28 protein-coding genes are annotated in these 26,044 nt (G+C 52.8%); 9 read left to right on the plus strand and 19 right to left on the minus strand.

Annotated features, from left to right (window positions below; all coding sequences use genetic code 11):
• Nucleotides 1-35: 35 nt before the first annotated feature.
• The 5 genes from ACTJIK_RS21070 to ACTJIK_RS21090 form a co-directional block, all read right to left on the minus strand.
• Nucleotides 36-311 carry a hypothetical protein gene (locus tag ACTJIK_RS21070; protein WP_440649515.1) on the minus strand — a complete coding sequence of 92 codons (276 nt, stop codon included), beginning with the start codon at nt 309-311 and terminating at the stop codon, nt 36-38.
• A 16-nt stretch (nt 312-327) separates the two neighbouring features.
• Nucleotides 328-1,125 (minus strand): 3-keto-disaccharide hydrolase, encoded by a 798-nt coding sequence (locus ACTJIK_RS21075; RefSeq protein WP_440649516.1) that lies wholly within the window; start codon nt 1,123-1,125, stop codon nt 328-330.
• Between the two features lie 34 nt (nt 1,126-1,159).
• The gene (locus ACTJIK_RS21080; RefSeq protein ID WP_440649517.1) at nt 1,160-2,401 is read right to left on the minus strand and encodes a DEAD/DEAH box helicase; all 1,242 of its coding nucleotides are present in this window, start codon (nt 2,399-2,401) and stop codon (nt 1,160-1,162) included.
• 65 nt (nt 2,402-2,466) lie between these two features.
• Nucleotides 2,467-3,009, minus strand: a complete 543-nt coding sequence (locus ACTJIK_RS21085) for a class I SAM-dependent methyltransferase (RefSeq protein WP_440649518.1) — start codon at nt 3,007-3,009, stop codon at nt 2,467-2,469.
• A 191-nt stretch (nt 3,010-3,200) separates the two neighbouring features.
• Complete coding sequence (locus ACTJIK_RS21090; protein WP_440649519.1) at nt 3,201-4,787, minus strand: FMN-binding glutamate synthase family protein; 1,587 nt, start codon at nt 4,785-4,787, stop codon at nt 3,201-3,203.
• A gap of 432 nt (nt 4,788-5,219) precedes the next feature.
• Here ACTJIK_RS21090 and ACTJIK_RS21095 point away from each other — a divergent pair, with 432 nt between their 5' ends.
• Together ACTJIK_RS21095 and ACTJIK_RS21100 are read left to right on the plus strand one after the other, a co-directional pair.
• On the plus strand, nt 5,220-5,702 hold the full coding sequence (locus ACTJIK_RS21095) for a hypothetical protein (protein ID WP_440649520.1): 483 nt from the start codon (nt 5,220-5,222) through the stop codon (nt 5,700-5,702).
• A 218-nt stretch (nt 5,703-5,920) separates the two neighbouring features.
• Nucleotides 5,921-7,087, plus strand: a complete 1,167-nt coding sequence (locus ACTJIK_RS21100) for an AGE family epimerase/isomerase (RefSeq protein ID WP_440649521.1) — start codon at nt 5,921-5,923, stop codon at nt 7,085-7,087.
• Here ACTJIK_RS21100 and ACTJIK_RS21105 read toward each other — a convergent pair.
• The 3 genes from ACTJIK_RS21105 to ACTJIK_RS21115 form a co-directional block, all read right to left on the minus strand.
• A complete protein-coding gene (locus tag ACTJIK_RS21105) occupies nt 7,082-7,717 on the minus strand; it encodes a response regulator (protein ID WP_440649522.1) in 636 nt (211 codons plus the stop codon). The two genes, ACTJIK_RS21100 and ACTJIK_RS21105, sit on opposite strands and share 6 nt — an antisense overlap.
• A gap of 4 nt (nt 7,718-7,721) precedes the next feature.
• On the minus strand, nt 7,722-9,539 hold the full coding sequence (locus ACTJIK_RS21110) for a sensor histidine kinase (protein ID WP_440649523.1): 1,818 nt from the start codon (nt 9,537-9,539) through the stop codon (nt 7,722-7,724).
• 189 nt (nt 9,540-9,728) lie between these two features.
• Entirely contained in the window at nt 9,729-10,544 is an 816-nt protein-coding gene (locus tag ACTJIK_RS21115) for a universal stress protein (protein ID WP_440649524.1), read from the minus strand.
• Nucleotides 10,545-10,675: 131 nt separating this feature from the next.
• Between ACTJIK_RS21115 and ACTJIK_RS21120 the strand changes: the two genes are divergently transcribed.
• Nucleotides 10,676-11,794, plus strand: coding sequence for a glycosyltransferase family 2 protein (locus tag ACTJIK_RS21120; protein WP_440649525.1), 1,119 nt, complete (start codon nt 10,676-10,678; stop codon nt 11,792-11,794).
• On the opposite strand, the gene ACTJIK_RS21125 is transcribed toward ACTJIK_RS21120, so the two are convergent.
• Nucleotides 11,779-12,579 (minus strand): glycosyltransferase family 2 protein, encoded by an 801-nt coding sequence (locus ACTJIK_RS21125; protein WP_440649526.1) that lies wholly within the window; start codon nt 12,577-12,579, stop codon nt 11,779-11,781. The two genes, ACTJIK_RS21120 and ACTJIK_RS21125, sit on opposite strands and share 16 nt — an antisense overlap.
• A 187-nt stretch (nt 12,580-12,766) precedes the next feature.
• Complete coding sequence (locus ACTJIK_RS21130) at nt 12,767-14,608, minus strand: ABC transporter ATP-binding protein (protein WP_440649527.1); 1,842 nt, start codon at nt 14,606-14,608, stop codon at nt 12,767-12,769.
• Between the two features lie 189 nt (nt 14,609-14,797).
• Here ACTJIK_RS21130 and ACTJIK_RS21135 point away from each other — a divergent pair, with 189 nt between their 5' ends.
• Nucleotides 14,798-15,250, plus strand: a complete 453-nt coding sequence (locus tag ACTJIK_RS21135; RefSeq protein ID WP_440649528.1) for a PA2169 family four-helix-bundle protein — start codon at nt 14,798-14,800, stop codon at nt 15,248-15,250.
• Between the two features lie 123 nt (nt 15,251-15,373).
• Here the strand turns inward: ACTJIK_RS21135 and ACTJIK_RS21140 are convergent, their stop codons facing one another.
• The 4 genes from ACTJIK_RS21140 to ACTJIK_RS21155 form a co-directional block, all read right to left on the minus strand.
• Nucleotides 15,374-15,748, minus strand: coding sequence for a DUF3037 domain-containing protein (locus tag ACTJIK_RS21140; RefSeq protein WP_440649529.1), 375 nt, complete (start codon nt 15,746-15,748; stop codon nt 15,374-15,376).
• Nucleotides 15,726-16,529, minus strand: coding sequence for a HipA family kinase (locus tag ACTJIK_RS21145; RefSeq protein WP_440649530.1), 804 nt, complete (start codon nt 16,527-16,529; stop codon nt 15,726-15,728). Before ACTJIK_RS21145 ends, ACTJIK_RS21140 begins: the two co-directional genes overlap by 23 nt.
• Before the next feature lie 71 nt (nt 16,530-16,600).
• Complete coding sequence (locus ACTJIK_RS21150) at nt 16,601-17,239, minus strand: Type 1 glutamine amidotransferase-like domain-containing protein (RefSeq protein WP_440649531.1); 639 nt, start codon at nt 17,237-17,239, stop codon at nt 16,601-16,603.
• Nucleotides 17,240-17,385: 146 nt separating this feature from the next.
• Nucleotides 17,386-18,378 (minus strand): GlxA family transcriptional regulator, encoded by a 993-nt coding sequence (locus ACTJIK_RS21155; RefSeq protein ID WP_440649532.1) that lies wholly within the window; start codon nt 18,376-18,378, stop codon nt 17,386-17,388.
• Between the two features lie 110 nt (nt 18,379-18,488).
• Here ACTJIK_RS21155 and ACTJIK_RS21160 point away from each other — a divergent pair, with 110 nt between their 5' ends.
• The 5 genes from ACTJIK_RS21160 to ACTJIK_RS21180 all read left to right on the plus strand — a co-directional run bounded on the left by ACTJIK_RS21160 (nt 18,489) and on the right by ACTJIK_RS21180 (nt 22,252).
• Nucleotides 18,489-19,289: a DUF6597 domain-containing transcriptional factor gene (locus ACTJIK_RS21160; protein WP_440649533.1), complete on the plus strand. Its 801-nt coding sequence runs from the start codon at nt 18,489-18,491 to the stop codon at nt 19,287-19,289.
• A gap of 93 nt (nt 19,290-19,382) precedes the next feature.
• Nucleotides 19,383-19,883 carry an anthrone oxygenase family protein gene (locus tag ACTJIK_RS21165; protein ID WP_440649534.1) on the plus strand — a complete coding sequence of 167 codons (501 nt, stop codon included), beginning with the start codon at nt 19,383-19,385 and terminating at the stop codon, nt 19,881-19,883.
• 108 nt (nt 19,884-19,991) lie between these two features.
• Nucleotides 19,992-20,402: a DoxX family protein gene (locus ACTJIK_RS21170; protein ID WP_440649535.1), complete on the plus strand. Its 411-nt coding sequence runs from the start codon at nt 19,992-19,994 to the stop codon at nt 20,400-20,402.
• Complete coding sequence (locus ACTJIK_RS21175) at nt 20,399-20,938, plus strand: SRPBCC family protein (RefSeq protein ID WP_440649536.1); 540 nt, start codon at nt 20,399-20,401, stop codon at nt 20,936-20,938. The genes ACTJIK_RS21170 and ACTJIK_RS21175 overlap by 4 nt, the downstream gene beginning before the upstream one ends.
• Before the next feature lie 309 nt (nt 20,939-21,247).
• Nucleotides 21,248-22,252 carry a DUF6528 family protein gene (locus tag ACTJIK_RS21180; protein ID WP_440649537.1) on the plus strand — a complete coding sequence of 335 codons (1,005 nt, stop codon included), beginning with the start codon at nt 21,248-21,250 and terminating at the stop codon, nt 22,250-22,252.
• Nucleotides 22,253-22,345: 93 nt separating this feature from the next.
• On the opposite strand, the gene ACTJIK_RS21185 is transcribed toward ACTJIK_RS21180, so the two are convergent.
• From ACTJIK_RS21185 to ACTJIK_RS21205, 5 genes are all read right to left on the minus strand, one after another.
• Entirely contained in the window at nt 22,346-23,077 is a 732-nt protein-coding gene (locus ACTJIK_RS21185) for a hypothetical protein (RefSeq protein ID WP_440649538.1), read from the minus strand.
• A gap of 18 nt (nt 23,078-23,095) precedes the next feature.
• Complete coding sequence (locus ACTJIK_RS21190) at nt 23,096-24,310, minus strand: hypothetical protein (RefSeq protein WP_440649539.1); 1,215 nt, start codon at nt 24,308-24,310, stop codon at nt 23,096-23,098.
• Nucleotides 24,311-24,383: 73 nt separating this feature from the next.
• Entirely contained in the window at nt 24,384-24,839 is a 456-nt protein-coding gene (locus ACTJIK_RS21195) for a GNAT family N-acetyltransferase (RefSeq protein ID WP_440649541.1), read from the minus strand.
• Between the two features lie 131 nt (nt 24,840-24,970).
• The gene (locus tag ACTJIK_RS21200; RefSeq protein WP_440649542.1) at nt 24,971-25,396 is read right to left on the minus strand and encodes a hypothetical protein; all 426 of its coding nucleotides are present in this window, start codon (nt 25,394-25,396) and stop codon (nt 24,971-24,973) included.
• Nucleotides 25,397-25,430: 34 nt separating this feature from the next.
• Nucleotides 25,431-25,952: a DinB family protein gene (locus ACTJIK_RS21205; protein ID WP_440649543.1), complete on the minus strand. Its 522-nt coding sequence runs from the start codon at nt 25,950-25,952 to the stop codon at nt 25,431-25,433.
• Nucleotides 25,953-26,044: the final 92 nt, after the last annotated feature.

A 26,044-nucleotide genomic window follows, 5' to 3' on the forward strand; every position in this document is an offset into this window, starting at 1 on the left:
AATTGTAGGTTTGATGAAACAAATTTCCAAACGGGTTATGACAGCGGTATGTCAGCAGGAATGCTGTCTTCAAAAATAAATAAATAGTGCTTCCAAAAGAACAGCAAAAAGGCGGGTGCGACGGGCGTTTTACGTCCCTTTGCACTGCAAAGACCCATCATTGCGAGGAGCAGCGGGGGATTTTGTGCAGGAGGCACGACGAAGCCATCTGCCAATAATTTGGAGTATATCAATTTAATGAAGGAGATTGCTTCGTCGCCCCTCCCGCTTTGGCTCCGCCGCTTCTCGCAATGACGGGTTTTAATGGTCAACGCTGGGTTATCAATTTTACTTTTTATTCACGATCCCTTCGAGGTTCATGATCCTGATGTTCCTGAAATCGATGGGCTGGCCTTCGCTCTGGAGGGCGATGAAGCCGGAGGTGAGCAGCTTGCCGTCCTTTTTCTGGGCGGGATCGTAGCGGTTCGCCACCGGGCCGCCTATCTGCGGTTTGGAGTATTGCAGCACCGTATCACCGTTGATGATGTGGGTGATGAGCGAATCGCCGAGCACGATCAGCTCCGCCTTTACCCACTGGTCGCCTTCATAGGTTTTGGAAGTGGAATTGATGCAATGCCTGGTGTCCAGCTTGCCCTGGTATACGATGTGCGTGCCGGGGGAGCACATGTTGCCGGTAGGCCGCGGCTGCCCGTCGCCAAGGCCGGCCAGGAACTGCATTTCGATGGAAATAGGCCAGTCCTGCTCCACCGGCATGGTACGCGGGTCCTGCGAATGGAACATCACGCCGCTGTTGAGGATGGTGTATGAAGGGGCGCTTTTGTACCATTCGCCCACGAAGCGGTATTCCAGCTGAAGATGGTAGTAGGAGTAAGGCTGCTCAAAATAGAGGTGGCCAAACTGGTCGTTGAAATCGCCGTACTGGTCATAACGAACCTGTATCATGCTGTCTTTCACGCGGAAAGTATTGCCGTAATTTTCCCCGACGGGGTGATGGTGGATCTTGACGAACCAGTTGCTGATGTCTGTGCCGTTGAACAGTGGTACCCAGGTACCTTTTTCCTGTGCGTTGGCATACGTGGAGAATGTTGCGGCTGCCAGCAGGCAGCACCAGAGTTTTTTGATCATGTTATCCGGAGTAGCTTCCGATAAAAATAATCATTTACTTCTTTTTCTTTTTTCTTTTTACCTCTTTCATGGCTTTTTCATGCTGTTCTATGAGCAGCTTCCAGTTATCGTTGGGCGCTTCTTCTGAGAAGCTGATGGTTTCCCGGTAATCGGATTTGTTGATCTTCATCACCTGTATCTCTTTGCCGATGTATTGCTGTATCGCATCCAGCATCGGTTTTTCTTCAGGGGCGCAGAACGATACGGCCTGGCCTTTCTGTACGCCGCGGCCGGTGCGGCCCACGCGGTGAACGTAGTTCTCGGGTTCTTCGGGCAGGTCGTAATTCACAACGTAATCCACGTTGGGTATATCTATGCCGCGCGCATTCACGTCTGTGGTGACCAGTATGCGCACGTCGCCTTTCCTGAATTCGTTCATCACGCTCAGGCGGTCTGTTTGCTCTTTGCCGCCGTGCATAACCAGGCTTTTGATCTCCACGCGTTCCATGGCGGCGGCTACCCTTTCCGCCCTTACTTTGGTGCGCACGAACACGAGTATCTTGTTCTCGGGAAATTCGCGTACGAGCCTTTCGAGGAAGAACCTTTTATCGTCCATATCCACGAAGGCCACGGCGTGGTTCACGTTCCTGGAAACCGGGTCGTCTGGCGATATCTGGATGCGGATGGCGTTGCGCACGATGGAATAAGCCAGGTCCTTGATCTCTTCGTCGATAGTGGCGGAAAAGAACAGGGTCTGGTGGTGGCGGGGGAGGTGTTTGATCACATCGCGGATATCGCGGATGAAGCCGAGGTCCAGCATATGATCCGCTTCGTCGAGGATGAGGGTTTGCACATGGCTGAGGTCCAGGTGGCCCTGGCTGATGAGGTCGAACATGCGGCCGGGCGTAGCGATCAGCACGTCCACGCCTTTATCCAGCTTTTTGATCTGGGCTTCCTGCTCCACGCCGCCGTAAAGGCCCATGATGTCTACGCGGGTATATTTCGAGAGCTGTCTGAACACATCGGATATCTGGATGGCAAGCTCGCGGGTAGGCACCATTACGAGGCATTTCACTTCGCCTTTGGTGCGTGAGCGGCTCTGCTGCTGTAAAAGCTGGATAACGGGAATGGCGAAAGCGGCGGTTTTGCCGGTGCCGGTCTGTGCAATGGCCAGCACATCGTCTCCCTTCAGGATGGAGGGAATGGCCTTGTATTGTATGTCTGTGGGCCTTTTAAAACCCAGTTCTTCCAGGCTTCTCTTTAATTCTTCCGAAATACGGTATTGTTCAAATTTCATGCGCAGCTGCTTGTACTAAAGGGTACAAAGGTAGGCAAATTCCCGCTGGAGCAAGGGGAATGGTCTCAGGCTACGGCGGATGCCTGTTTCCGCAAAACGGCGGGCTGGGAGATGATACAAACGCAGGGGCTGGGAGAAATACGTTTATACAGCACATCCCGCACGAGGTAACCGCCTTTTTTAAGTTCGCCGGCAATACGGTCGGCAAACGACCTGGCCACTTCGATATCGTCTGTGGGCGGGGGCTGGTGAAAAATGTACAGCGCGCCCAGCGGGGCCAGGTACTCCCGGATCAGATCCAGCTCTTTTTCGGCGTCTTTGTGGAACACGTTCACGTTAAAGGCGAAGATCTTGTCGAACTGCCGGCCTTTTATCGGGGCATCGATCAATGAACCGTTGATGAAGGAAGCTTTTAATCCTTCGTTCTTTTTGACGGCCTTGTCTATCATAGCCGGGGAAACATCAATGGCCGTAATAAAGCCTTTTTTTAACCGCGGCGCAATGAGGGATACTGCAATGCCATGCCCGCACCCGATCTCCAGTATCCTGTCGTCCGGGTCCACATGCAGCATTTCCACTGCCCAGTTGAATCGCTCGTTCACTTTCATATGCGTAATCAAACGTTATTAATATAAATATATTAATTTAATTTGATATTCTTACCGCAGTGGGCTGCTGTTATTTTGCAGGATGGGAAATGATTGATATTCAGCAGGGCAGGCGCATAATCCTGCGCCTGCATGGCGATCATGGTTCGCACCACTTCCTCCGGGGGCTTGCAGGCGGGCGCGGTGATTTATCAATACCAGCGGTCTGCATGGGCCATTTCGTAATCCTGTTTGTATTTCTCCGGGATCTTGTTGCTGATCATGCAGCTGGGCTCCAGCGACGGAAAAATATCCTCGAAGGTGCGCACTTCGTTCATGAATACACGGCGGTAGATATGCGAGCGGGTGAGCTTTTTATAATCGTCGATGCCGGCGGCGCCCATAAGCTCCACGAAGGTTTTCACGGTGTCTTCATGATAATTGGCCACGCGTTGTTTTTTATCGCTTACCACGAGGCCGATAGACAGCGCGGGGTCCTGCGTGGCTACGCCGGTTGGGCATTTGTTGGAATTGCATTGCAGCGCCTGGATGCAGCCCAGGGCCATCATCATGGCGCGGGCGCTGTTGCAGGCATCCGCCCCGAGGGCAATGGCGCGCAGCAGGTGGAAACCGGACAATATCTTCCCGGAAGCGATGATCCTGATATGCTGGCGGATGTTGAAACCTACGAGCATGTTGTGCACGAATGCCAGCCCGTCCAGCAGGGGGGCGCCCACGTGATTGGAGAACTCCTGGGGAGCGGCGCCGGTACCGCCTTCGCCGCCGTCTACCGTGATGAAGTCCGGGTAAATATCCAGCTCCAGCATGGCCTTGCAGATGCCGATGAATTCGCTTTTCCGGCCGATGCACAGCTTGAAGCCAACGGGTTTGCCGCCGGACAGCTGGCGCATGCGGTGCAGGAACAGCACGAGCTCTTTCGGGTTGCTGAAAGCGCTGTGATAGGGCGGGGAATAAATGGTGGTGCCGGGTTTTACATGCCGGATGGCCGCGATCTCGGGCGTGTTCTTTTTGGCCGGAAGAATGCCGCCATGGCCGGGCTTGGCGCCCTGAGACAGCTTCAGTTCCACCATTTTGATCTGCGGCGCGGCCACGTTTTTGGCGAACAGCTCATCGGAGAATTTTCCTTCATCGTCGCGGCAGCCGAAGTAGCCGGTGCCGATCTGCCAGATAATGTCGCCGCTGTGTTTGAGGTGATAAGGGCTCAGGCCGCCTTCGCCGGTGTTGTGGGCGAAGTTGCCGATCTTCGCGCCCGCGTTCAGCGCCTCGATGGCGTTGCTGCTGAGGGAGCCGAAGCTCATGGCAGACACGTTGAAGATGCTGGCGGAATAAGGCTGCTTACAGTCTTTATTACCGATGGTCACGCGGGGCTTATGGTCCAGGTTGTGAAAATCTTTAGGGGAAATGGAGTGGCTCATCCATTCATATCCTTCTTCATACACGTCCAGCTGGGTGCCGAACGGCATGGTGTCCATTTCGCGTTTGGCGCGCTGGTAGATAGTGGAGCGGTCTATGCGGTTGATAGGCCGCCCGTCTATATCGGATTCTACGAAATACTGGTACATTTTGGGGCGGAGGGCTTCCATCCAGTACCGCATCCTGCCAAACACCGGGTAGGTGCGCATGATGGAGTGGCTGGTTTGCCGCATATCGTTGATACCCATAATAAAGAGCGTGATGATCAGTGCCAGCAGCACGTACCACCAGGGACTGGCAAAATACCCAAGAAGGAATGCGCCGATGATCCCGATGACCGCACTGATAATAAATCCTTTCCGCATTGTTGGTCTTTTTTAATCAACAGCAAAAATAGGGAATATTCCCGCACAACATTTCCTGCTTCCCTGGCGTTTCAATTAAGCCCTTAAGCATCAGCACCCATCTGTTCATGTAAAAAACCATGCATATGGCACAGGTGTTGATCTTTTTTCACAATGTTATCCCCCCGCAGCCCGATCCCCCTTAAATGCGGGGCTGGCCGTAAAACACGGCAGACTTCTTGCATATAAAAAACAGCATCAACAGGTGAACCTTTAACCAGCATCGTGGCATAATTAATTACCCTGAAAGCTTTGAAGCGCCCGCCCCGGCATAAATATTTCAGCACCTGCCTCTCTCCACAGGCGGTGGAAGCACTGCCATAAACGATATGAAGTATGAGAAATCTGTTATTAATCTGTTTGTTAGGAGCACAGCTAACCGGAACGCCCCTTTTGGCGCAGAACGAAACCCCGGCGGAAGAAACCGCCACGTCGGAAGGCGATATCATTTTCCGGCTGTTCGGCAAAACGCGTGAAACCCTCTTCTCCAATTTCCTGCGCATCACGCGAAGCGAACAAACGGAGTTCGGCGATGTACTGTCGCAATACGAAACTGAAAAAGCCCCTTTCACGGAAAAAAGGAATTATCTCCTCCGGCTGTACAACGAAAAATTCCAGACGGTAGACGAGCAAATGATGACCGAGCTGACCAAAAGCACGATCAGGAACGATAAAGAGTTCGTGTCGCTCCAGATCCGCTACTACCGCAGGATGATCAAGCTGCTGGGCAGCAACCGCGCGGCCATGTTCTTCCAGCTGGACAATTACCTGGAACTGAGCAGCAGGCTGTATATCCAGGGAGGGCTGCCTTTCATTAAAGAACTGGAAACGGACCGCAAGCTGGCCATTACGCGCCTGCAACCAGGGATACATTAGAGATCCTTGCAGCTCCTCGCAATGACGACTTTCGTTGCTTCGTCGCCCTTCCCGCTTTAGCTCTGCAGCTCCTCGCCATAACGGGCTTTGTTGAAATTTGCATCGTCCCTCTTTAGCTCCGCTGCTTCTCCCTGGGGTAACGGTTGCCGCACGGCAGCCACCGGAAGCTGTCTGTCCCTGCGGGAACAATTGAGCCGGTTGTTTTGTTTTTTATATATATGCACACTGATTTAAAACCGGCTTTACAGCAGGAACTGGCCAACATTCTGGAGTTTTGGATGAAACATACCGTGGATGAGCAGTCCGGCGGCTTTTACGGGCGGCTGGCGGACGATAATACGCCGGACCGTTTCGCATTGAAAGGATCGGTGCTGAACGCCCGCATCCTCTGGACTTTCTCGGCTGCTTACCACGCCACCCGCGAACCTGCATACCTGCAAATGGCGCAGCGCGCTTACGCGTACATCAATACTTTCCTGGTAGACAAAGAATTCGGCGGCGTGCTCTGGTGCGTGGATTATTCCGGCCATCCTATTGAGACGCAGAAGCAGGTATACGCCATCGCCTTCACGTTGTACGCGTTCAGCGAATATTACAAGGCAACGGGCCTGGAAGAAGCCAGGGAAAAGGCTATTGGCCTGTACAGCCTGATCCAGCTGTATGGGTACGACTGTATTTACGGCGGCTACCAGGAAGGGTTTACCCGCGACTGGAAAGAGCAGCCTCCTGCCGGAACGGATACCGGCATTAAAAAATTCATGAGCACGCACCTGCATATCCTGGAAGCCTATACGGCGCTGTATTCCATTTGGCCGGACGCGGGACTCAAAGGTCATCTGCGCGACTTGCTGCTGATTTTCCACGATAAGATCGTAAATAAAAAGACCGGCCACCTGCAACTTTTTTTTGACGAACAATGGAACCCGCAGGGCGATGTGCTGAGCTACGGCCACGATGTAGCAGCAAGCTGGCTGTTGCTGCTGGCGGCGGAAACTTTAGGGGAAGAGCCGCTGACAGAGAAATTCCGTACACTGGCCATCCGTATGGCGGACGCCGCCGCTGAAGGACTGGATACCGACGGCGGCCTCTGGCAGCAGCTGGATGCGTCGGGCAACGCATTGACCGCTGAAAAGCACTGGTGGCCGCAGGCCGAAGCCATCGCCGGGTTTGTGAACGCCTGGCAGGTGAGCCATGATGAAAAATATCTCCGCCTGGCGGAAGATTCCTGGAAATTCGTGCAGTCCCGCATCCTGGACAAGGAGCATGGTGAATGGTGCCGGGGGATAGACGCGGATGGGCGGAAATTACCCGAAGACAAAGTGGGCTTTTGGAAATGCCCTTATCATAACGGCCGCGCCTGCCTTGAGGTGATGCGGCGGCTATAGGATGCCATGCTGTTTGGCAAAATTCAGCAAACCAGCGGTATTCTTCAGTTCCAGCTTGCGCATGATATTTTTCCTGTGGGTATTTACGGTAAACTCGCTGATGAATAATTGCGTGCCGATCTCACGGCTGGTCAGTTCGCTGCCTACCATCCTGATGATCTCCACTTCGCGTTTGGTGAGCTGGTATTTTTTCATGAATTCATCCAGGAAATAAGAGGGGATATGGGTTTCCTGCGGCTGCAATACTTCAAAAAAAGACCCGCCTTCCGCGATGGTGGCGATAGCGGTCTTTAAAACCGAAGAAGGGGAATTCTTCAGCAGGTACCCGTCCGCGCCCAGCTTCCGCACCTCGTTCAGCAGTTGCGGCTGGTTGTAATTGGTGAGCACCAGTATTTTCAAAGCCGGGTATTGCCGCCGGAGGATCTCCAGCGTGCGGATACCGTCCAGCTGCGGCATATTAAGGTCCAGCAGCACCAGGTCCGCCGGCATGCTTTCCAATCTTTCCAGCAGCTGGCGGCCGTTGTTCACGGGGGCCAGTATCTCCCATTCATGATTTTCCTGCAACACGGCTACGAGGCCGTCTATCAGCAACTGGTGATCGTCTGCAATAATGATGCGGAGTGTTTTCATAAGCTCAGTTTTTGCGGGGCAACGGAAGGTCTATGTTCACCATCGTGCCCTGGTTGGGTTCGCTCTCGATTTGTAAAATGCCTTCGAGGTACGAGACCTTGGAGTGAATGCTGCGCAGGAAGCCGGGCGCCGTTGCGCCGTTCTCCATGCCTTTGCCGTTATCTTCCACGATGATGGAGCAGGCATCTTCGTGCTCTATCAGCTGGATCAGCGCGTGGCTGGCGCCTGCATGCCGTAAGATATTCTGCAATAATTCCTGTACGATGCGGTATAACGTATGCTGGAAGTTGCGCGGGTATTCGTTTCCGCCGGAAAATCCCACGAGTACCAATTCTATATGGATCTTACCCGAAGCGTTGGCCAGCTGCACCATGTCTTCGATGGCATGCAGCAGCCCGTATTTTTCAATGGCTACGGGCGTGAGCTGGTGGCTGATATTGCGTACGGTGGTACTGATGTCTTTCAGCAAATTGCCTGCATGCTGCAATTTTGTTTCGCTGCCCAGCGGGTTTTCCTGCACGGCGCTCAGCTGCAGCGAGGCGAGGGAGAGCATGGAGCCGATCTCGTCGTGCAGACGGTCTGCCAGGGCTTTTCGCTCGTTCTCTTCCACGGTCACGATGGTGTCCGTCAAAGCTTTCTGCTGGGTGTTCATGGCGAGCAGCATGGCTTCTTTTTCTTTGCGGTAAGCGTTGAAGCGGGCGGCCAGGCCGAAGGTGATGATGATCATTTCCAGCACCACGCCGGTGAACATGCCGAAGTGCGCAAAAAATTCGGGGAGCTTTATTTTGCCAAGGTGGTACAGGTTTTCGAGCATGATGCAAGTGATGAACACGCTGGTGCCGGCGAGGTAAATGATGGCCGGGCGGTTTCCTTTCACCGCCTGGGCGATGAGGCCGGCCGTAATAAACCCGATGACCAGCAGCGAAAAAAGCGGCAGCGATTTTTGCAGGTAAAAGCTGGCCTGTGCGAACCTGGTATAGTCCACCGGCCAGAGCGTCGCGCCCAGCATGATCAGCCATATTGCCTGGAAAACGGCGAAGGGCGTATACATCCAATGACTTTTCCCGATACCTGTGAAGCCCTTCAGGAATTGCAGGGAGAGCACCAGGTTGGCCAATACGAATACAGGCCTGGAGCGGCTTGCAAAGAAATAAGAGTCCGGCCACAGGTAATGGAACCCTAATCCTTTATTCGCCCATATCCACAGCAGCACGCTGCAAACATACAGTGCATACCAGCCATAGACCTTATCGCCGGTAGTGGTGAACAGGAATGTGCCGAAAAGTACGATGAGCAGCACAATGCCGGTGAGTATACCGTTCACGAGGGCTTCGCCGGCCTGCTGCTCCTGCAATTGCGACCTGCTGCGGACGATCAGCGGGGCCTGGATGGACTCGTGATGTTTATCCGCTTTCAGCAGGTAGAGCTGCGCGCCTTCATCCAGCGGGAAAGCAAAGGTGTTGTGCACCAGGGGCCGTTGCCGGAAAGGATGGAAATCGCCGGTAACGGACAGCAGCCGCAGGCTGTCTTTCAGCGCATACCATTCCAGGTGGTTGATGTGCGCATTGTCCGCCAGCAGCACAAGATCCTTCGCCGCGGCGGTATCCTGCACGGGCACCGCGATCCAGAATACGGAAGTGGTAAAGCCGGGATTGAGGTAAGCGGATTCCAGCCTGCTGAAGCCGCCGTTTTTGTACATATCCAGCGCCTGCTGTGCGGTGAGGGTGCGCGCGGTATCTTCCAATACATGAAAGCTGTATTGCGCCCTGAGGCAAGGGATATGCCAGGCTATAAAACAGATCAGCAGCAGCGCTCTCCGCATAAGTAAGGGATGTTAATCCCGGGCAAGATACTGCAAATCAAGGGATTTGTTTACTACACGCTTGTGCTAAAATGACGATCACCATGTTTGAGCGGAAAGCTGTCGTGCGCAGCACAGGCAGCTAAGAAGGATAAGAACGCGCATGCGGAATTTTTTGTAAAGATGCCGTTGATTCCATAAAAGGCAGGCTTAGCGGATGATCACCACCGGCACGTCGGCGTTAAAAGCCAGTCTTTTTGTAACGCTTTTATGGAAAAGATCAGCAAAGAAACCATATTCGCCGGGGATGGCCAGCAGCAGGTCCGCATTGCTGTCTGCCGCATATTCCTGTATGCCGGTTGCATGGTCCGTATGCTGTACTTCGTGATAGGCCCCGTGCGGCAGGTCGAATGCCCGCAGCAGTTCCTCCGGCGCTTCGCCGCCGCTTTCGCCGGCGGATACATGCACCACTTCCAGCGTGGCGTCAAGATCGGCTGTGAAAGACCGGATGGCGGTTACCTGGTGTTCCTGCAAAGGCTGTTTTTTGTTCCAGGCGAACAGCACGCGGTGGATCTTTTCATATTCCACCGTATGCGGTACGATCACCAGCGGAAGGGGAGCGGCATTCGCCGCATCGAGCGCGTTGCTGCCGATGAAACGCTGGCCCATAGGGCCCTTCCCGGTAATGCCCATCACTACCGCCGATATCTTCACATCCTTTACCGCATCGTGCAGCCCTTCGAGGAAAGTAAGCGGGCTCACCTGTGTTTCGATGTTCACATACTCCACCAGCAGGCTCTGCAGTTCCTGCTTCATCTGCGCCATCTGCCGGTCCAGCTCCTGCTGGAATTCAGGCGTATCGGTAGGTACCATGGCGAGCACAGTGCTGGTGGCCTGGGCGGGAATGCCATAGGCGTGGAACAGCACGATGTCTGTCGCCTTTGCCTGCCGCGCGAAAGGAACGGCGTATCGGGCGGCGTTGAATGCCGTGTCTGAAAAGTCTGTCGGTACGAGTATTTTTTGCATGGGGAAGCGTGTTACAGGAAGATAACAAAACCTGTGCCCGGTGGTTGAAATATATCAGAAAAACCACAATAAATAGTAGCTTTGCGCGCGGCTTTCCGCATTTTTACTGATCTAAATTTTAACATATCCGCATGTCCGTTCAAATTGATGTAGTTATACCTTCATTCAGGCTGGAAGAGCATTACCTGCTGCCCATCCTTTCCCTGAAAAGACCTGCGGATACGGAGATCAGGTTCTTCCTCGTGGCAGACAATCCCACCATCGTCCCATCGCCCGCCATTCAGCAGCTGGTAGACAACAAGCGGGTGTTCCTCTCCATCAATCCTGAAAATCTCGGCGCCGCGCGCACCCGCAACAAAGCCATGGAAATGGGCAGCGCAGAATGGATATTATTCCTAGACGACGATATCACTGTTCCGCCCAACCTTCTTGAAATTTATGCGGACGCTATTCATAAACACCCGCGGGAGATCGGTTTCATCGGGCTGGTGAATATGCCGCCGCCTGTGAAGGCATTTTCGCATGCCATTGTGGCCAGCGGCAGCATGGATATTTTCAGGATCGCGAAAGACAGGGAAGGTTTTGCATGGGGCGCCACCGCCAATATGATGATCAGCCGCAAAGCGATGGGAGAGGTGCGTTTCTCTGAAATATTCCCGAAAGCGGGAGGAGGAGAGGATGTGGATTTTTTTATCAATATCCGCGAACGGAATAATTATGCGGACTTCCGTTCTTTACCGGAAGCAGCTGTAGAGCATCCCTGGTGGAACAATGAAGCGGTGAATTTTAAACGGCCTTTCCGTTACGGCATTGGCAACAGCCGGCTGCCGGAGCGCAATCCCCGGTACGCCTACCACGATTTTCCCAATACGATCGAAACCATATTCCTCGCGCTGCTGGCAGGCATCGTGGCCGCCATCGTAAAACCTTCGCTGCTGCCGGCTATCGGCTGGTTCATTGCAGGGGCGGTGGTGATAGAAGTAATTGCCGGGGCTGTGCAGTCCGCCAAAAGAAAAGCCAAGCCCGACGTTGCTGTGTATTATTACCTGCTGGCGCTCAGGCTGATCCAGGAAGCCGGGATGTTCTGGGGGAATATCTCAAGGGGGCGCATCCAGGGCATCACCGAGCGTTTCAATTACAACGGCGTTGCCAGGAAGGTACAGTTCTACCGTTCCAATACTTACAAACTGGTGAAGTGGGTGCTTTACCCCCTGCTGATCGTCCTCATCTGGCGTTACACTTCCGCGTAGCCGTTCAGGCAGGAAATGATCTTGTAACGGATCGTTTCCATGTAGCGGTACTCATTCGCAATCACTTCGGATTTTGAATTGCACTTGTGGTGAAGGTGGTAACACACCGCGGCCATCTTGAGGCGTTTTTTGAGGATGCCGGCATTGATCAGCCGCGCTGCAAACTCATTGTCTTCAGAGCCCCAGCCGTTGAAGGTATTGTTGTACCCGTTGATGGCAATGAAGTCCTCTTTCCAGAAAGCAAGGTTGCAGCCTTTGGTGTTGGTGGATTTTTGTTTGGTGATCTTGAAGATGAAAGATAACCAGGGCAAACGCAGGGAATTGATCCTGCTGCCGATGCCCGTGCTGAAGAAATGCAGCGGGCCTGAATAACCCTGTGAAAGGATGTCGCCGGTTCTGCTCTCGCTGATCATGGTACGCGCGCCCTGGATGAACTGGCCGCGGCGTGCATGGCGAACATGGTCTTCCACGAACCGGGGATGCAGCAAAATGTCCCCGTCTATTTCAATGATATAATCTACTTCTGATAATTTAACGGCCTTGTTCAGGATAATGCTTTTCCTGAACCCATCATCTTCATGCCAGGCATGTTTGAAGGGGATCTGAAGAATATTTTCCCAACGGCGGATCACCTCCGCTGTGGCGGGTCCGGAACCATCATCTGCTACGATGATCTCGTCCGGCATTCTCGTTTGGTCTTGGATGCTGGCAAAAATAGTCTCGAGCGCTTTTGGCCAGTTGTAGGTTGAAATCAGCAATCCTACTTTGAACGTTTTTCTTTCCATTCAAGGATTATTATTCAGGTTTTACAAAAGATTGGTCGTTCGCAGACCATCTTTGGTCGATAGTTGATAGTCAGGATTTCGGCATCCCCTGTTCCTTTTATAACGGGGATAAACCAGAAATGTTACAGCACGCGCTTAAAAATATGAAAATATAAGTTATGAAAAAAGAGTATATATTTATTTTTTCTCAATTACCGCTAAAAGTCTGCATTTCTATCAACTTCCTGTATAGACCATTCTTTGCCAATAACTCAATATGGGTGCCAGTTTCCACGATCCGGCCCTGCTCCAGGACGATAATTAAATCAGCACTCTGAATAGTGCTTAAACGGTGGGCGATGATCACGGAGGTCCGGTTTTTCATCAGGTTGTTGAGGGCGTCCTGTACCAGGCGCTCGGATTCCGTGTCCAGCGCGGAAGTAGCCTCATCCAACAGCATTAGGGGCGGGTTGCGCAATACGGCCCGGGCGATGCAGATACGCTGGCGCTGGCCGCCGGAAAGTTTCACCCCGCGGTCGCCAATCCGGGTCTGGTAGCCATTGTCCGACGCTAAAATAAACTCGTGGGCGTTGGCGATGCGGGCCGCCGCCTCTACTTCTTCCTGCGTGGCGGCCAGGTTGCCGAATGCGATATTGTTAAAAATTGTATCGTTGAATAAAATGGTATCCTGGTTGACTATTCCCATAAGATCGCGGACGGATTCCATGGTGTATTCCTTGATATTATGCCCGTCTATCCTTATTTCCCCGCTCCGGGGCTCGATAAACCGGGGGATGAGGTCCATCAGCGTGCTTTTGCCGCCGCCGGAAGGGCCTACCAGCGCCACGCTCTTGCCTTTCGGGATGCTGAAATTTACCCGGTCCAGCACGGTGCGTTCCTGGTATCCGAAGGTCACGTCGCGGAATTCGATCTGGTCCCTGAATTCTTTGATGGGCTTTGCATCGGGGGCGTTCACGATGGAGGGTTTGGTGTCTATCAGGTTCAGCACGCGTTCGCCGGCCGCAATACCGGAGTGGATGCTGGAGAACGACTGTGAAATGGCCTTGGCCGGGCGCATGATCTGGGAAAAGATCGCAATATAGGCGATGAATTCGGCAGGGTTCAGCTCCGCGTTTTTGGGATCCCCGGCGATCAGGGTACCGCCATAATAAACGATGCCGGCCACCATCAGCACGCCCATAAATTCGGACACCGGCGAGGCCAGCTGTATCCTTTTGGCCATGGAGCGGATGATACGGCTGTAAGTTTTGTTCTCGCTATTAAAACGCTCCTTGATATACGGGGTGGCGTTGAATGCTTTGATGATGCGGATGCCGGAAAGGGCCTCGTCCAGGTAGCTGATCATATTCCCGTAGGTCTCATGGCTTTCGGTGGCCTGCTGTTTGAGGCGCTTCACGATCCGGGATATCAGCCAGCCCGCAACCGGGATCACCAGCATGGAAAACAGGGTCAGCTTATAAGAGATCAGGAACAACATTACCAGGTAGGTAAGCAATGTTAAAGGTTCCTTAAAAATTACCTGGAGGGTGCCGGTCACGGAAAATTGCACGGTTTGCACGTCCGAAGATACCTTGGACATAATGTCCCCCTTCCTTTCATTGTTGAAATAAGACAGGTCCAGGTTCATCACGTTGTCGAATACGGATTTCCGGAGATTCAGCAGGGTGTGGATCCGGAGGTTCTCCATGGTCTTTTCAGAGAGATATTTAAAGATATTGCTGATCAGCACAGACAGTACGATGACCCCGCATACCCACAGCAGTGTTGTTTGCAGCCCGACCGTAGCATTGGCCTTTGCCGCGTAATAATTCATGGTCTTAAATACGTCGAAGTAGCTGTCCGGCTTAACGGGCACTGCAGCGGGGGCATCCGGGTTCTGGTTGATACCGAACAGCGTGGTCAGCAAAGGAGCTACCAGCGCAAGGTTCAGCGTGCCGAACACCACGGAAATCAGCGTAAAGAAGATATAAGGAATCGCATATTTTCCAATCGGTTTAGCAAATGATAAAAGCCTGAAATATGTCTTCATGAATTGATTATCTAGATAAAAACGTGCAAAGCTAGCTATTATTTGGCAGATTGCCCCCGAAATGCGTAGGGAGCGCCATGGACGGATATCTACATAGTGGGCAAAACAGGGCGAAACAAGCCTGAAACGGGCGGTTTAGGCGGGTGGCATACTTATGGCACCTTCTTTAATAGCTAAAACCCATTTTTTATGAAGGAACAACAAGAAACAGCAGGCATCCTGAACGACCTGATCGCTATTCATAATGATCGCATTGCAGGGTACCAGACGGCCCTGAAGGAATTGAAAGCAGAAGATGCCGATCTCGAAAGATTGTTTACAGAGATGATCAGTGAAAGCCAGGACATCAGGGAAACGCTGGCAGCCGAAGTTCGCGCTGCAGGCGGTGAAATTGAAACAGGGACCACCACCAGCGGTAAGATCTACCGCGCCTGGATGGATGTAAGGGCGGCATTTACCGGCAACGACCGCAAAACGGTACTGGCCAATTGCGAAGCCGGGGAGGACGCCGCGCAGAACGCTTACAGGATGGCCCTGAAGGAAGAGGGCATCCCTTCATACCTCCAGGGAGTGCTTACTTCCCAGATGCAGTCCCTCCGTGCTTCGCACGACGAAGTGAAAGCTTTGCGGGACGCAGCTTAACTACATAATGGTTACGGAAAAGAAACGTATTGCACGGGAACGCATGCAAAAGACAGTTTGGAACCAGGTGGACGTTAGGAAGAGCGGGGAGCGGCGCAAGCTCTCCGCTCTTATTTATTTTGGTTAAAGTACCAGCTCCGCGTGCAGCCTTTTCACCGTTTCTTCCGGGTGGCCGCAAAGGCCGGGGTGTACCCGCGAAGTTTGGAGGATGGAGCTGCGCATAGCCGTGAGCCAGCGGAAGCGGCTGGCCAGGTCCAGCTGGCCGATAGGGCCTTGGCCGCGGGCCACCTTTTCGAAGGCGGCCGCATATTCTTTCAGCGCTTCAATATCCAGCCCGGGGCTGAACGCCCGCAGTTTCTCTTCGTTGATGGTGATCATGGTTTGCAGGAACTTTTTTTGTTTGCAAAAAACGATCACGCCGATGTTCAGGAATTCTTCCCTCTCCACCCGCGGCACAACACGGATCACCGCATATTCATATAAGTGATTGTCTGGCATGTTGTGCTTCGTTTAAAAAGATGTGGGAATGCTGCAAACGTGTGGTGAGGAAGTTATAATATACATCCCTCGATGCTTCGGGCGATTCGCCATGGGTAACCAGCCATTCGTCGGGAATCAGGTTGACAATGCTGCGTATATGCGCTGGCGTTAGGAGAGCGCGGTATGCTTCGTCCACAGCGGCCAGCTCGCTGGCATAGGGCAGCAGCACATGTTCCTTCACCTGGATGAAAGGTTTTTTGGATTGTTCTTCCCAATTGTCCCAGGAGTGATGGAAGTAAAGGGCAGCGCCGTGGTCGATCAGCCACAGTTCCCTGTTCCAGAGCAGCATATTGGTATTGCGGGCGGTCCGGTCCACATTGGTCAGCAGGCTGTCCAGCCACACGATGCGCGAAGCGGTGAGCGGGTCTACGGTGGCAGTGGTAGGGTCGAAGGTAATGGCGCCTGAAAGATAATGCAGTCCGAGATTGAGACCAGTGCTGGCTTTCAGCAGGTCCTGTATCTCTTCGTCGGGTTCGGTGCGGCCGAATGCTTCGTCCAGCGTGGCGAATACCAGCTCAGGCACTTTCAGGCCCAGCAGGCGCGCTGTTTCCCCGCCGATCAGCTCTGCGATCAATGCTTTGATACCCTGGCCGGCGCCCCGGAACTTAAGCACATACAAAAATCCGTCGTCCGCCTCTGCAATGGCCGGCAGGCTTCCGCCTTCCCGCAGCGGGGTCACGTACCGGGTCACGTTCACCGGCCTGAGTTGAATAGAATCTGTCATGGTAGTAATGGTCATCCCCGATTGGAATAAAAAGGGAAATTACCGCAAAATTCTCAAATAGGCGGCCGGCAGGTGTTGTATATGACTTATTCGATGATCCGCTGATCATCGCCGGATATCACCAGCACTTCTTCGTCTCCCAGCGGCAGCGTATTATATCCGGCGGCCTGTAAAGCCATGTTGGTATGATGCGCGCCTTCTATGAAATCGGCATTGTCGATATGAGGTATCACGATGATATTGGTGAGGTTCAGTCCTTCCAGGATCACTTCGGGCGCATCGTCCGGGTCGTCCATACTGTCGAAGTACTCGATGGTGGGCCCGGCCACGATAGCGCCGGCGCTCCACCCGGAAAATACTTTGCCCTGGCTGACCAGTGTTCTGATGATCTCGTCGGCGCCGCTGGCGCGCAGTATCCAGCGGAGGTAAAAGGTGTTGCCGCCACCCAGCCAGATCACGTCCTTGCCGGAAAGCTTGTCCCTCAGCTGCTGGCTCCGGTTGCGGAACAGCCTGAGATCTATGGGTTCCACCTGGTAACCTTTACGCCTGAATGAATCACGGACGGCCTTTACCCAGCCTTCAGACTGCGGAATCACGTCTGCCGCGTTCTCAATAAAAGCGAGCTTGATGGCGGCAGGCTCTTTGCCTACCAGCCGGTTGAGCGCGTGCAGCTGCCTGTCGTTGATCCCGAGGGAATAGAGGAGGAGTTTATAGTGTTTTGACATGAGCTCGTTTGGGTTTGATGCAGGAAATCGCCGGCAGCTTGCGCCGCACCGTGATTCGTGCCTGATTACTCATGTAAAGGTAGAGGGGTTTGCGCTAAACGGCGGGATGCTTTCCCGACAAATTAAAGGGGTAATTACGACATATTTCAGGCCTCCTGTGCCAAGATTGCATGCTTGTTGTATTTGTTGCGGTATTCGATGGGGGAGAGCCCTGTTACGCGTTTGAACACGGTGCGGAAAGCCTTGGTGTCGTTGTAGCCCACATCGTACATGAGCTCGTTCACGCTTTTGCGGCTGGTTTCCAGTCCTTTTTTGGCGACCTCTATCTTCACCCGCTGGATGTATTCCACCACGGTGTTGGAAGTTGCTTTTTTGAAGCGCCTTTCGAGGTTGCGCCGGCCCAGGGCGAACATAGCCGCCAGCCGGTCTACAGTGATCTTTTCCTCGAAGTTCTGTTCGATGTATTCCTGTGCTTTTTTGATGGGCTCGTCCTCATGCGTTTTCTGCCCTTCGAACATAATGAAAGGGCTCTGGCTGGTGCGGTCTATATCGATCATGTAAGCCTTGGATGCAAGGATGGCCACTTCGCGCCCGGCGTATTTTTCAATAAGGTAAAGGGTGAGGTTCAGCCAGGAATAAGCGCCGCCGCTGGTATAAATGCCGTCTTCCCCGGTCATGATCTTATCATCCACCAGGTTCACATCCGGGAACATGCTGCGGAATTCGTTGGCCAGCTTCCAGTGGGTGGCGCATTGTTTGCCTTTCATGAGACCGGTGCCGGCGAGGAAGAACGCGCCAATGCAAAAGGCCGCCAGCTCGGCGCCGCGGTTGTACTGGTCCACGATCCAGGGAATGAAATCCTTGTTCTGCTCCAGGGCCTGGTGCTGGTCGCCATGCATGGCGGGGATAATGATCAGGTCCGTTTTTGTAACTTCCTTCACCAGCTTGTCAGGCCGGATGGAAAAGAGCCCGTTGCGCTGGGTGTTATCCCTGGCGATGCCCACCAGCTCGATGGTAAAAAGCGGCGGCCTGCCGAGATGGGCCAAAAAGCCGTTCACTTCGGAGAGGATCTGGAGCGATCCTTCAATGTTCACTACGCTGGTATGGCCCTGGGGCACGAGGATGGATATGTGTTTCATACCCTAAAATTACCGCAAGCCCTTGTCGCGATCAACCCCCTTGAATGGCTTTTTTACACCTCCTGCTGCCATCAAAAAATAGTATATTTGTTATACCTAACTTTTGGTATATGAAATACCGGCAACTGGTTCCTCCACCGCATTTACAAAATTATATCCGGCATTTCTGGATACTGGAAAGCGAGCACCCGAGCGGTGACCGTACTTTCAGGACGATGACGGACGGTTGCCCCGGCCTGATATTGCAGGATGCGGATAAGGGAGTGATGTTCAAGAACGCCAAAGAGTTGCCCGGCGCTTTGCTGTACGGGCAAGCCACTTCTCATGCGGAAGTGAGGGTGGAGGGGATGTTCAGCACCATCGGTATTTATTTCAGTCCCAGCGGCCTCCGGTCCGTATTCGGCATGCGGGCGGACGAGCTCACCAATGGCTGCCTTCCCCTGGCGGACATTGCCCCTTCCTTTACGCAGCAGCTGATCGAAGCTCCCGGCCTGGAAGCGCGGGTGCAATTGCTTACCGATTATGTGGCCAACCTGGTAAGCCGCAATGCGAAGGAGGTGGACAAAAGCATGGAGCACGCACTTTCCCGCATCTGGCATTCCGATGGCATTATTTCCCTTAAAGACCTGCGTGACGAACTGCAGCTGTCTGAAAGGAGCTTCGAGCGTAAATTCAAGCAGATCGTAGGGTTGCCGCCAAAAATGTTCTCCCGTATTTCGCAGTTCCAGGCTTCATTGAGCCAGCTGCGCAAACTGAAATATGAAAAACTGTCGGATGTGGCTTTTGGTAACGAATATGCGGACCAGAGCCATTTTATCCGTTCCTTCAAGGAATTTGCCGGCGTATCGCCTTTCCAGTTCAGTAAAAAAGCGCCCGAGGTAATGGAGAATTTTGCCGCGATAAACCGGTAAGCCATTACGACCCGCAGGATTTTGAGGTGTTGGCGGTTTTGTTCTATTTTCCGGCGCCCAGGCAGCCTAGCTTTGCTGTAAACAATCCACACCATGATCGTCAATATCACTCTCTTCCTGGCTACCATGGCCGCTGTGCTCGCGGCAGGGCTTTTCTACTCGTATGCTGTGTCCGTCAACCCGGGGCTTGGCCGTTTGTCAGACACCGTGTATCTCCAGTCTATGCAATCCATCAACCGCGCCATCCTGAACCCTTTGTTTTTCCTGAGCTTCATGGGCGCGGTGTTCCTGTTGCCGGCCAGCACCTGGATGCATTACAGCCGGAACAATGTGCGTTTCTGGTGGTTGCTGGCAGCGTCGGTGATGTATGTTGCGGGCGTTTTCGGCGTGACCGTTGCAGGCAACGTACCGCTGAACAATGCGCTGGATGCGATGAAGCTGGATAGCGCTTCGGCGGAACAGCTGAGCAGCTGGCGCGCTTCATTCGAAAAACCATGGAACATGCTCAACACCGTGCGTACCATTGCGGCTATCCTTACGGCGATGATACTGGCCGGGATGTTCATCTTTACCGGGGATACGCAGGCGGATTAATAGCAATGCAACCGGAAGGTGTCGTATTCAACCCTCTTTTTGTCTTAATCGCACATCACCTGCCAGCGGAATTCGTCCTAAACTTGCAGTAACAAAACACTTCAACTTATGAAACCGAAAACAATTAAAACTGCGTACTGGATCTCCACTGTATTTTTTGCCCTGTTCGCCATTGCGGATGGCATTGGCGGCGTAACGCGCCAGCAGGCCGGCATTGATGCGATGAACATGCTGGGCTATCCAGTTTATTTCCTCACGATCGGGGGCGTGGCGAAATTGCTGGGCGCCATCGGCATCCTGCAAACAAGATACCATACCGTTAAAGAATGGGCGTATGCGGGCTTTGCATTTCAGTGCATCGGCGCTGCCGTTTCCTGGTCATTTGTGGGAGCAGAGCCGTTCTTTGTCATCTTCCCGCTGATCGTGCTGGCGATCATGTCCGTGTCGTATTTTTTCTGGAAGAGATACGGGCAGGTGAAAGCAAATTCGTACATTCATGAAAACAGTTACACCAAATGAATATCCTTATCACCATCCTGCTCATCCTCGCGGGCCTTATTGTCCTGCTGCTGGTCATCGGCCTCTTTTCCCGTAAGGATTATGCCATTTCCCGGGAAGTGGTTATCAACAAACCGGTGCCTGTTGTATTTGATTATGTGAAGTACCTGAAGAACCAGGAAAATTATTTCAAGTACGTGATGATGGACCCGGGCATGAAAAAGGAATTCGTGGGTACGGACGCCACGCCGGGTTTCAAATATCACTGGGACAGCGAGCATAAAAGCGTCGGCAAAGGCAGCCAGGAGATCAAACAGATCGTGAACAACGAAAGGATCGATTACGAAGTGGTGTTCATCAAACCTTTCGAAGGCGTACTGCATTCCAGCCTGTATACGAACGCTGCCGGGGCAGACAGTACAAAAGTGACCTGGACGGCCGCCAGCCGCATGAAATACCCGATGAACCTCATGCTGCTGTTCATGAACATGGACAAAATGATCGGAAAGGATTTTGATGAAAGTTTACAGAACCTGAAGAAGGTATTGGAGAAGTAGTTTTATTGCATTGATATATCCAAAGGCTGTCCTGTAAGGGATGGCCTTTTTTTATTCGATGATTTGTCGTTCGCTGTAGGGCTTTTTTTAACGGAAATACTGGTAATCACCAACGGAAGCTATTTTTTTCTACGGAGGCGGATCTTGCTGAAATGAAACAAATCGAATTATAAAATATTTCAAATAAGGTTACAATTAATTAATATTTGATTTCATTAGATTAAATTCTGTAAATTCACTTGTTCCCGTAATGCAGCAGACCGCCTCAATTTTTACCATTAAATGTTTCCACCCTAAACCATTCCACCCATGAGATCACTATTTGTTGTTACCGCTCTTTTGATGGCGTTATCCTGTAAAAGGGACAGCCAGCCAGTAACACCCTCCACTGAAAAGATTGATACAAAAGCAGTTGTTGAAGCCGAAGCCGCGGCTAAGCAGGAGATCATTATCTGCGACCAGAAAAATGCCCGCATTATTATGGTAGACGTTGCCAATGGCAATGCCATTACCTGGGAATGGAAGGCCACCGCTGCCTACGCCATGATCCGCAGCGGCGCGCAGGGCTGGTTTTCAAACCTCAGCGAAGCCAAACTCGTGTACAATAACAATTACATCCTCGCCACCGCATCCGGCGGCGGGGTTGCCCTTATCAATATCAGCTCCAAAAAAGCGATCTGGTATGATTATGCCGGCGGCAATACCCACTCGGCCGAACTGCTGCCCAACGGCAATATCGTGACTGCTTCGAGCACCGGCGGTTTCCTGAAAATATTCGTAACGGATACTTATATCAACGACGAGTCGGCCCAGACCGGCCCCATCGCTTTCCCGGACGTGCACAATGTAGTATGGGACCATGCGCGGCAGCAGCTATATGCCGCGGGTAAAAACATCATTCGTGTGTATTCCTACAACAACAGCTGCCGAAGCCCGGCCCTCACGCTCAAAAAAACCTGGACCATGCCCGAAGGCAATGCGCACGATCTTTTCCCCGTGCACGGCAGCACCACGGATCTCTGGCTGACGAACTCCGGACATATTTACAAATTCAACGTGGTGACCGGGGCGTTCACTTTGCAGAAAACCCAGACCGCGGTGAAGTCCGTTTCTTCCGGGCCTTCAGGCTACGCAACCATTCTTGCCCGCGCAACCGGCGTTGGCGGTGAAACCTGGAGAACAGACCAGGTCATCAGCATTGCCGGTGCAGTGGTCTACAAAAACACTTCGCTGGGCCTGTACAAAGCGCGCTGGCGACTGGTGAACCTGTTCAGCTACCCGGCCAGCGACGGTTTCCATGAGTGCACGCATTAACAGATACACGGGTTCATTTGCTGTATTGCGATAAACGAAAAGGCCGGGCGTATGCCGGCCTTTTTTTATGCGCTGTCCGATAAGTTTCGGTTATCAGTTTATTTTGATACTGACACTTTTCTCCTCCGTATCTCCTTCTGCATTCACCGCCTGCACGGTCACTTTCGAATCCCCTGGTTTTTCGCCGGTGAACAGGATACGGTCCTGCTGCTGTGAAATTTCCCCGTTGTCTGTCGTGAACCGGTACCACAGGGGCCGCTGCAGCGGGTCTTCCGCGCGGAGGTTCAGCGTTATGGTTTCCCCGGCCCGCGCTTCTCCTTTTTCGGCTTCAAAGCTCCTGATCTCCGGCCTGGTCTTTCTTTCCCCGGGTTCGCCGCCGCGTGTGAAGAGACCGTCTATGTCAAAAGCAAACCGGTCCACCTTCACGGTTTCGCGGCCGATGCTGTTCAGCCGCACGATCATGTTGGCGCGTAAAAAAAGCATATTGCGGATGTCTTCCGCGGGCCCGGTGTAAGCCACGTCGCCCAGCAGGGCCAGCTTATCGGGAACGGTGGGCAGCTGCACGATCATGTGCTCCTCCAGCAGACTCCGGAAAATGGCCTGCGCTTCTTTCCAGGAAGCAGCGGCGATCACGTCTGTTTTGATCATTATGTTTTTCTCCTGCTGATGCCAGTAATATTCCTGGACGGCATGGTCCCGGAAATGCTGGTTGGCTTTCATTTCAGCCAGCGTCCATCCGGGCAGCTCTTTGCCGCTCAGCCTGAACTGCCAGATAAAAAGGTTTTTGGAGACGTCCCATTTTTCGGGTTGATATGTTTGTGCCATGATGTACGGGTTTAGAAATTAAATGAGCGCTCTTCTCTGCCGTGATCCCGGCGCGGGGTTGCAATTGCTGCATCCGCCCGCCACGTTGGGCGAGAGGCGCAGCCGGTATCCCAGGCTGCTGCAGTCGCCGAATACCATGTTGGTGGCCAGCATGGGCGTATGCGGCGCACTGTCGGGCGTGGCGTCCGCATCCAGTTGCAGGCATGCGTCGAACACAGCGTCCGAGGCGGTGCAGCCGCCTTTCCAGGCCACTTCGTGGTAGGAGAAGGATGTGCCCAGCCAGTTGCTGCACCCGGGATACCAGGCGTTGTAGCCGATGGCGATGAACGGGTTGAGCTTAAAACCGGATTGCATGCGGCTTTGCCAAAGGTCGCAGCCGAGTATATTGGCGAAGGTAGAAAGAATGGTGGCACAATCGGTGCAGTTCACAAGGTCGCCATTGCCGGGCCCTCCGCGAAGCAGCTCCAGGAACTTGGTGCAGTCGAAGCTGCCCAGCGCATAATGCGTGGCGCCGCCGCCGGGACAATCATAAGCCATGGTGCCGGGCCCCAGCGCGTAAACACGTTCGGTCACTTTGGCGCCGGCCTCGTCTGTTGTGTTGGCCAATATACCCCAGTCGCAGGCATAGTCCAGCACTTCGGTCCAGGGTAGTTGGGTGCTGCCGGCGGTTTGTACCCAAGGCAGGGTGGGCGTGCCCAGTACCACGTAAATGCGGTGGAGGGTGTGGCGCAGTTCCTGCCAGGGATCACCGGCGTTCAGCCGGTATTGCCAGCGCCATTCGGTAGTACGTTTACTGACGCGTGCGTTGGCGAGGTTGGTGTTGATAAGGTTGAAGGAAACGAAGCCTGAATCGCCTGCCGCCAGGTCTACCCAGCGTTCCTGCACTTCCCCGAGCACGTTGCCGGCAACGGCTTTAATGAAACGACGGATGAGCTTCGCAATGAAGCCTGCACAGCCGGTTTCGCCGGGCGGGTCTGTAACGGGGTCCAGCGCGCGTACCTGTATGCGCGTTATTTCAGGGTTGGTGCTCCGGAGCCTTGCCTGGATAGTGATGGTGTTCCCGTTCGTGTCCGCAATGCTGTATGCGGCGGGACTGTCTTCGGGGTTTACGCTTACCCCGTCCACCCATTCCGGTACATTCACCGTCTGGGAGGCATTCCTGCGGATCGTGAGCGCATCCGTGCTGCAGGAACCACTGTTGTGGTTGAACTTGATCGATTGGAGGGATATCATAACCTGGGATTAACGTTTATCCAAATTTCCCTCAATTATCCCGGACGGGCCCGCGTATTTATACCTGAATTATCTACAAAGGCTTTGGAGGCAAGTGCATAGTGTATTTATCAATGCCGTCTGCAAAGCCGTCCTTGTCCATTTTAATGGTGTGGAAGCCCATCTTTGCGTAGAACCCTTCTGTATGCTGCGAGGTCTCGATCTTATGTATCACGTCCGGCCAGGTTTCGCGGAGCAGCGCCAGCCGGTATAAAGTAAATTGTTTTCCATACCCCTTTTTATGATGGCGGCCATGCACCATGCCCCAGGCGAGCCCGGCTTCGTTGCGTTCCGCATCCAGGAAAATGCCGCCGCAGGCTACTGTCTCATCGTTGTCCTTCACCACGAAGTAAGGATTCTCGTCCGTGTGATCGTCCAGCCATTCCAGGAAGCCGGATTTCTCTTCTTCCGCAAAGTAACGGGGCTGGTTGCTTTCGAAAATTTCCAGGCAGGCCTGGCGGTGGGCAGATGTGTACCGCGTGATATTCATGGCCGCAAGTTCGGGATTTGATCCGGGTTGAAATGAAGGGAGATGCCGATAGGTATTGGAAAATGATGAAAAGGATTTGTCCGTACGCCATCACTTCCCGATGAACGGCCAGGCGGCGAAGGCCGCTTCGCTTAAATAACCTTGAAGCAGGCGCTATCCAGCATCTGCAAAAGAATTTCCTGCTGGTGTGACTGTTTTATTTTAGCTGCAATCTGTTCCAGGAATGAAAAAAAAGGTTCATTTATTTTTTCATCGCCAAGCTCATGACGATGGATGATAACCGTTTCTGAAATTTTATATGCCGGTGAGTCTGTTTCGTATTCTTCCTTCCATGGTTCCAGATCGAGAAAATCAAATTCAACAAATTCAAAATCGGGGCAATTGTAGTTCACTTCGCCCGCTGTTTTAACGAGATTGAAGTTGGTGGTCATCCATCCGGCCCAGGGGCAGCAATAAATGCCGGTTGACACCGGTAAGCTGTTTTCAGCGGTAAATTTCATTATCGAGGTTGTAATGAAATCTTCTATTTGTTTTGAATAATTATCAAGAATTAACATTGCAGTTATCCCTTTTTTTTAAGGTGACAATTAGTTAAGCATTTACTTTTCCATTCACATTGTAGAAGTTATAATCCGTCATAGGCGCATCCGTAAACCCAAGATTCCGCCCGATCGTCGTGATCTGGCCGCGGTGGTAGGTGCTGTGGGTAACCGCGTGAATGATGTACTCGAAATTCTGGAAATCAGACTGGAACCAGGGGCTCACGATGAGCGTGGTGTCGTGAACGTCCTTATCGGTCATGGCGCTTACAAAATCCGCCAGCTCTTTGGATTGCGCCAGTATGCCGGCGTAGGTATCTTCCAGGTCACCGGTGTATTCATCATTGGATTGCGGCATTTCTTCTTTGCGGAGGATGGAGAGCCAGTAACGCTGCGTCTGCCAGATATGTACCAGCGTTTTCTGGATGCTGGGAAAGCTGGACGGCACTTCCCGCTTCACCACCTCTTCGGGCTTGGTACGCAGCCAGTTTACCAGGCGTTCATTGGCCCAGAGGTTGTAATTCACATAATTCTGCATTAAATAGACCATAGATTGAGAGGTTGCATGTTGCATGTTGTAGGTTTTAATGGTACAAAGAAAATATGGGGGAGTGACAGCGGTATGTCAGCAGTAAATGTTGGGTTGAAAAAAAATATTTCCGGAGA

Origin of the sequence: Chitinophaga sp. 22620, assembly GCF_052044405.1 — a bacterium.
GTDB lineage: Bacteria > Bacteroidota > Bacteroidia > Chitinophagales > Chitinophagaceae > Chitinophaga.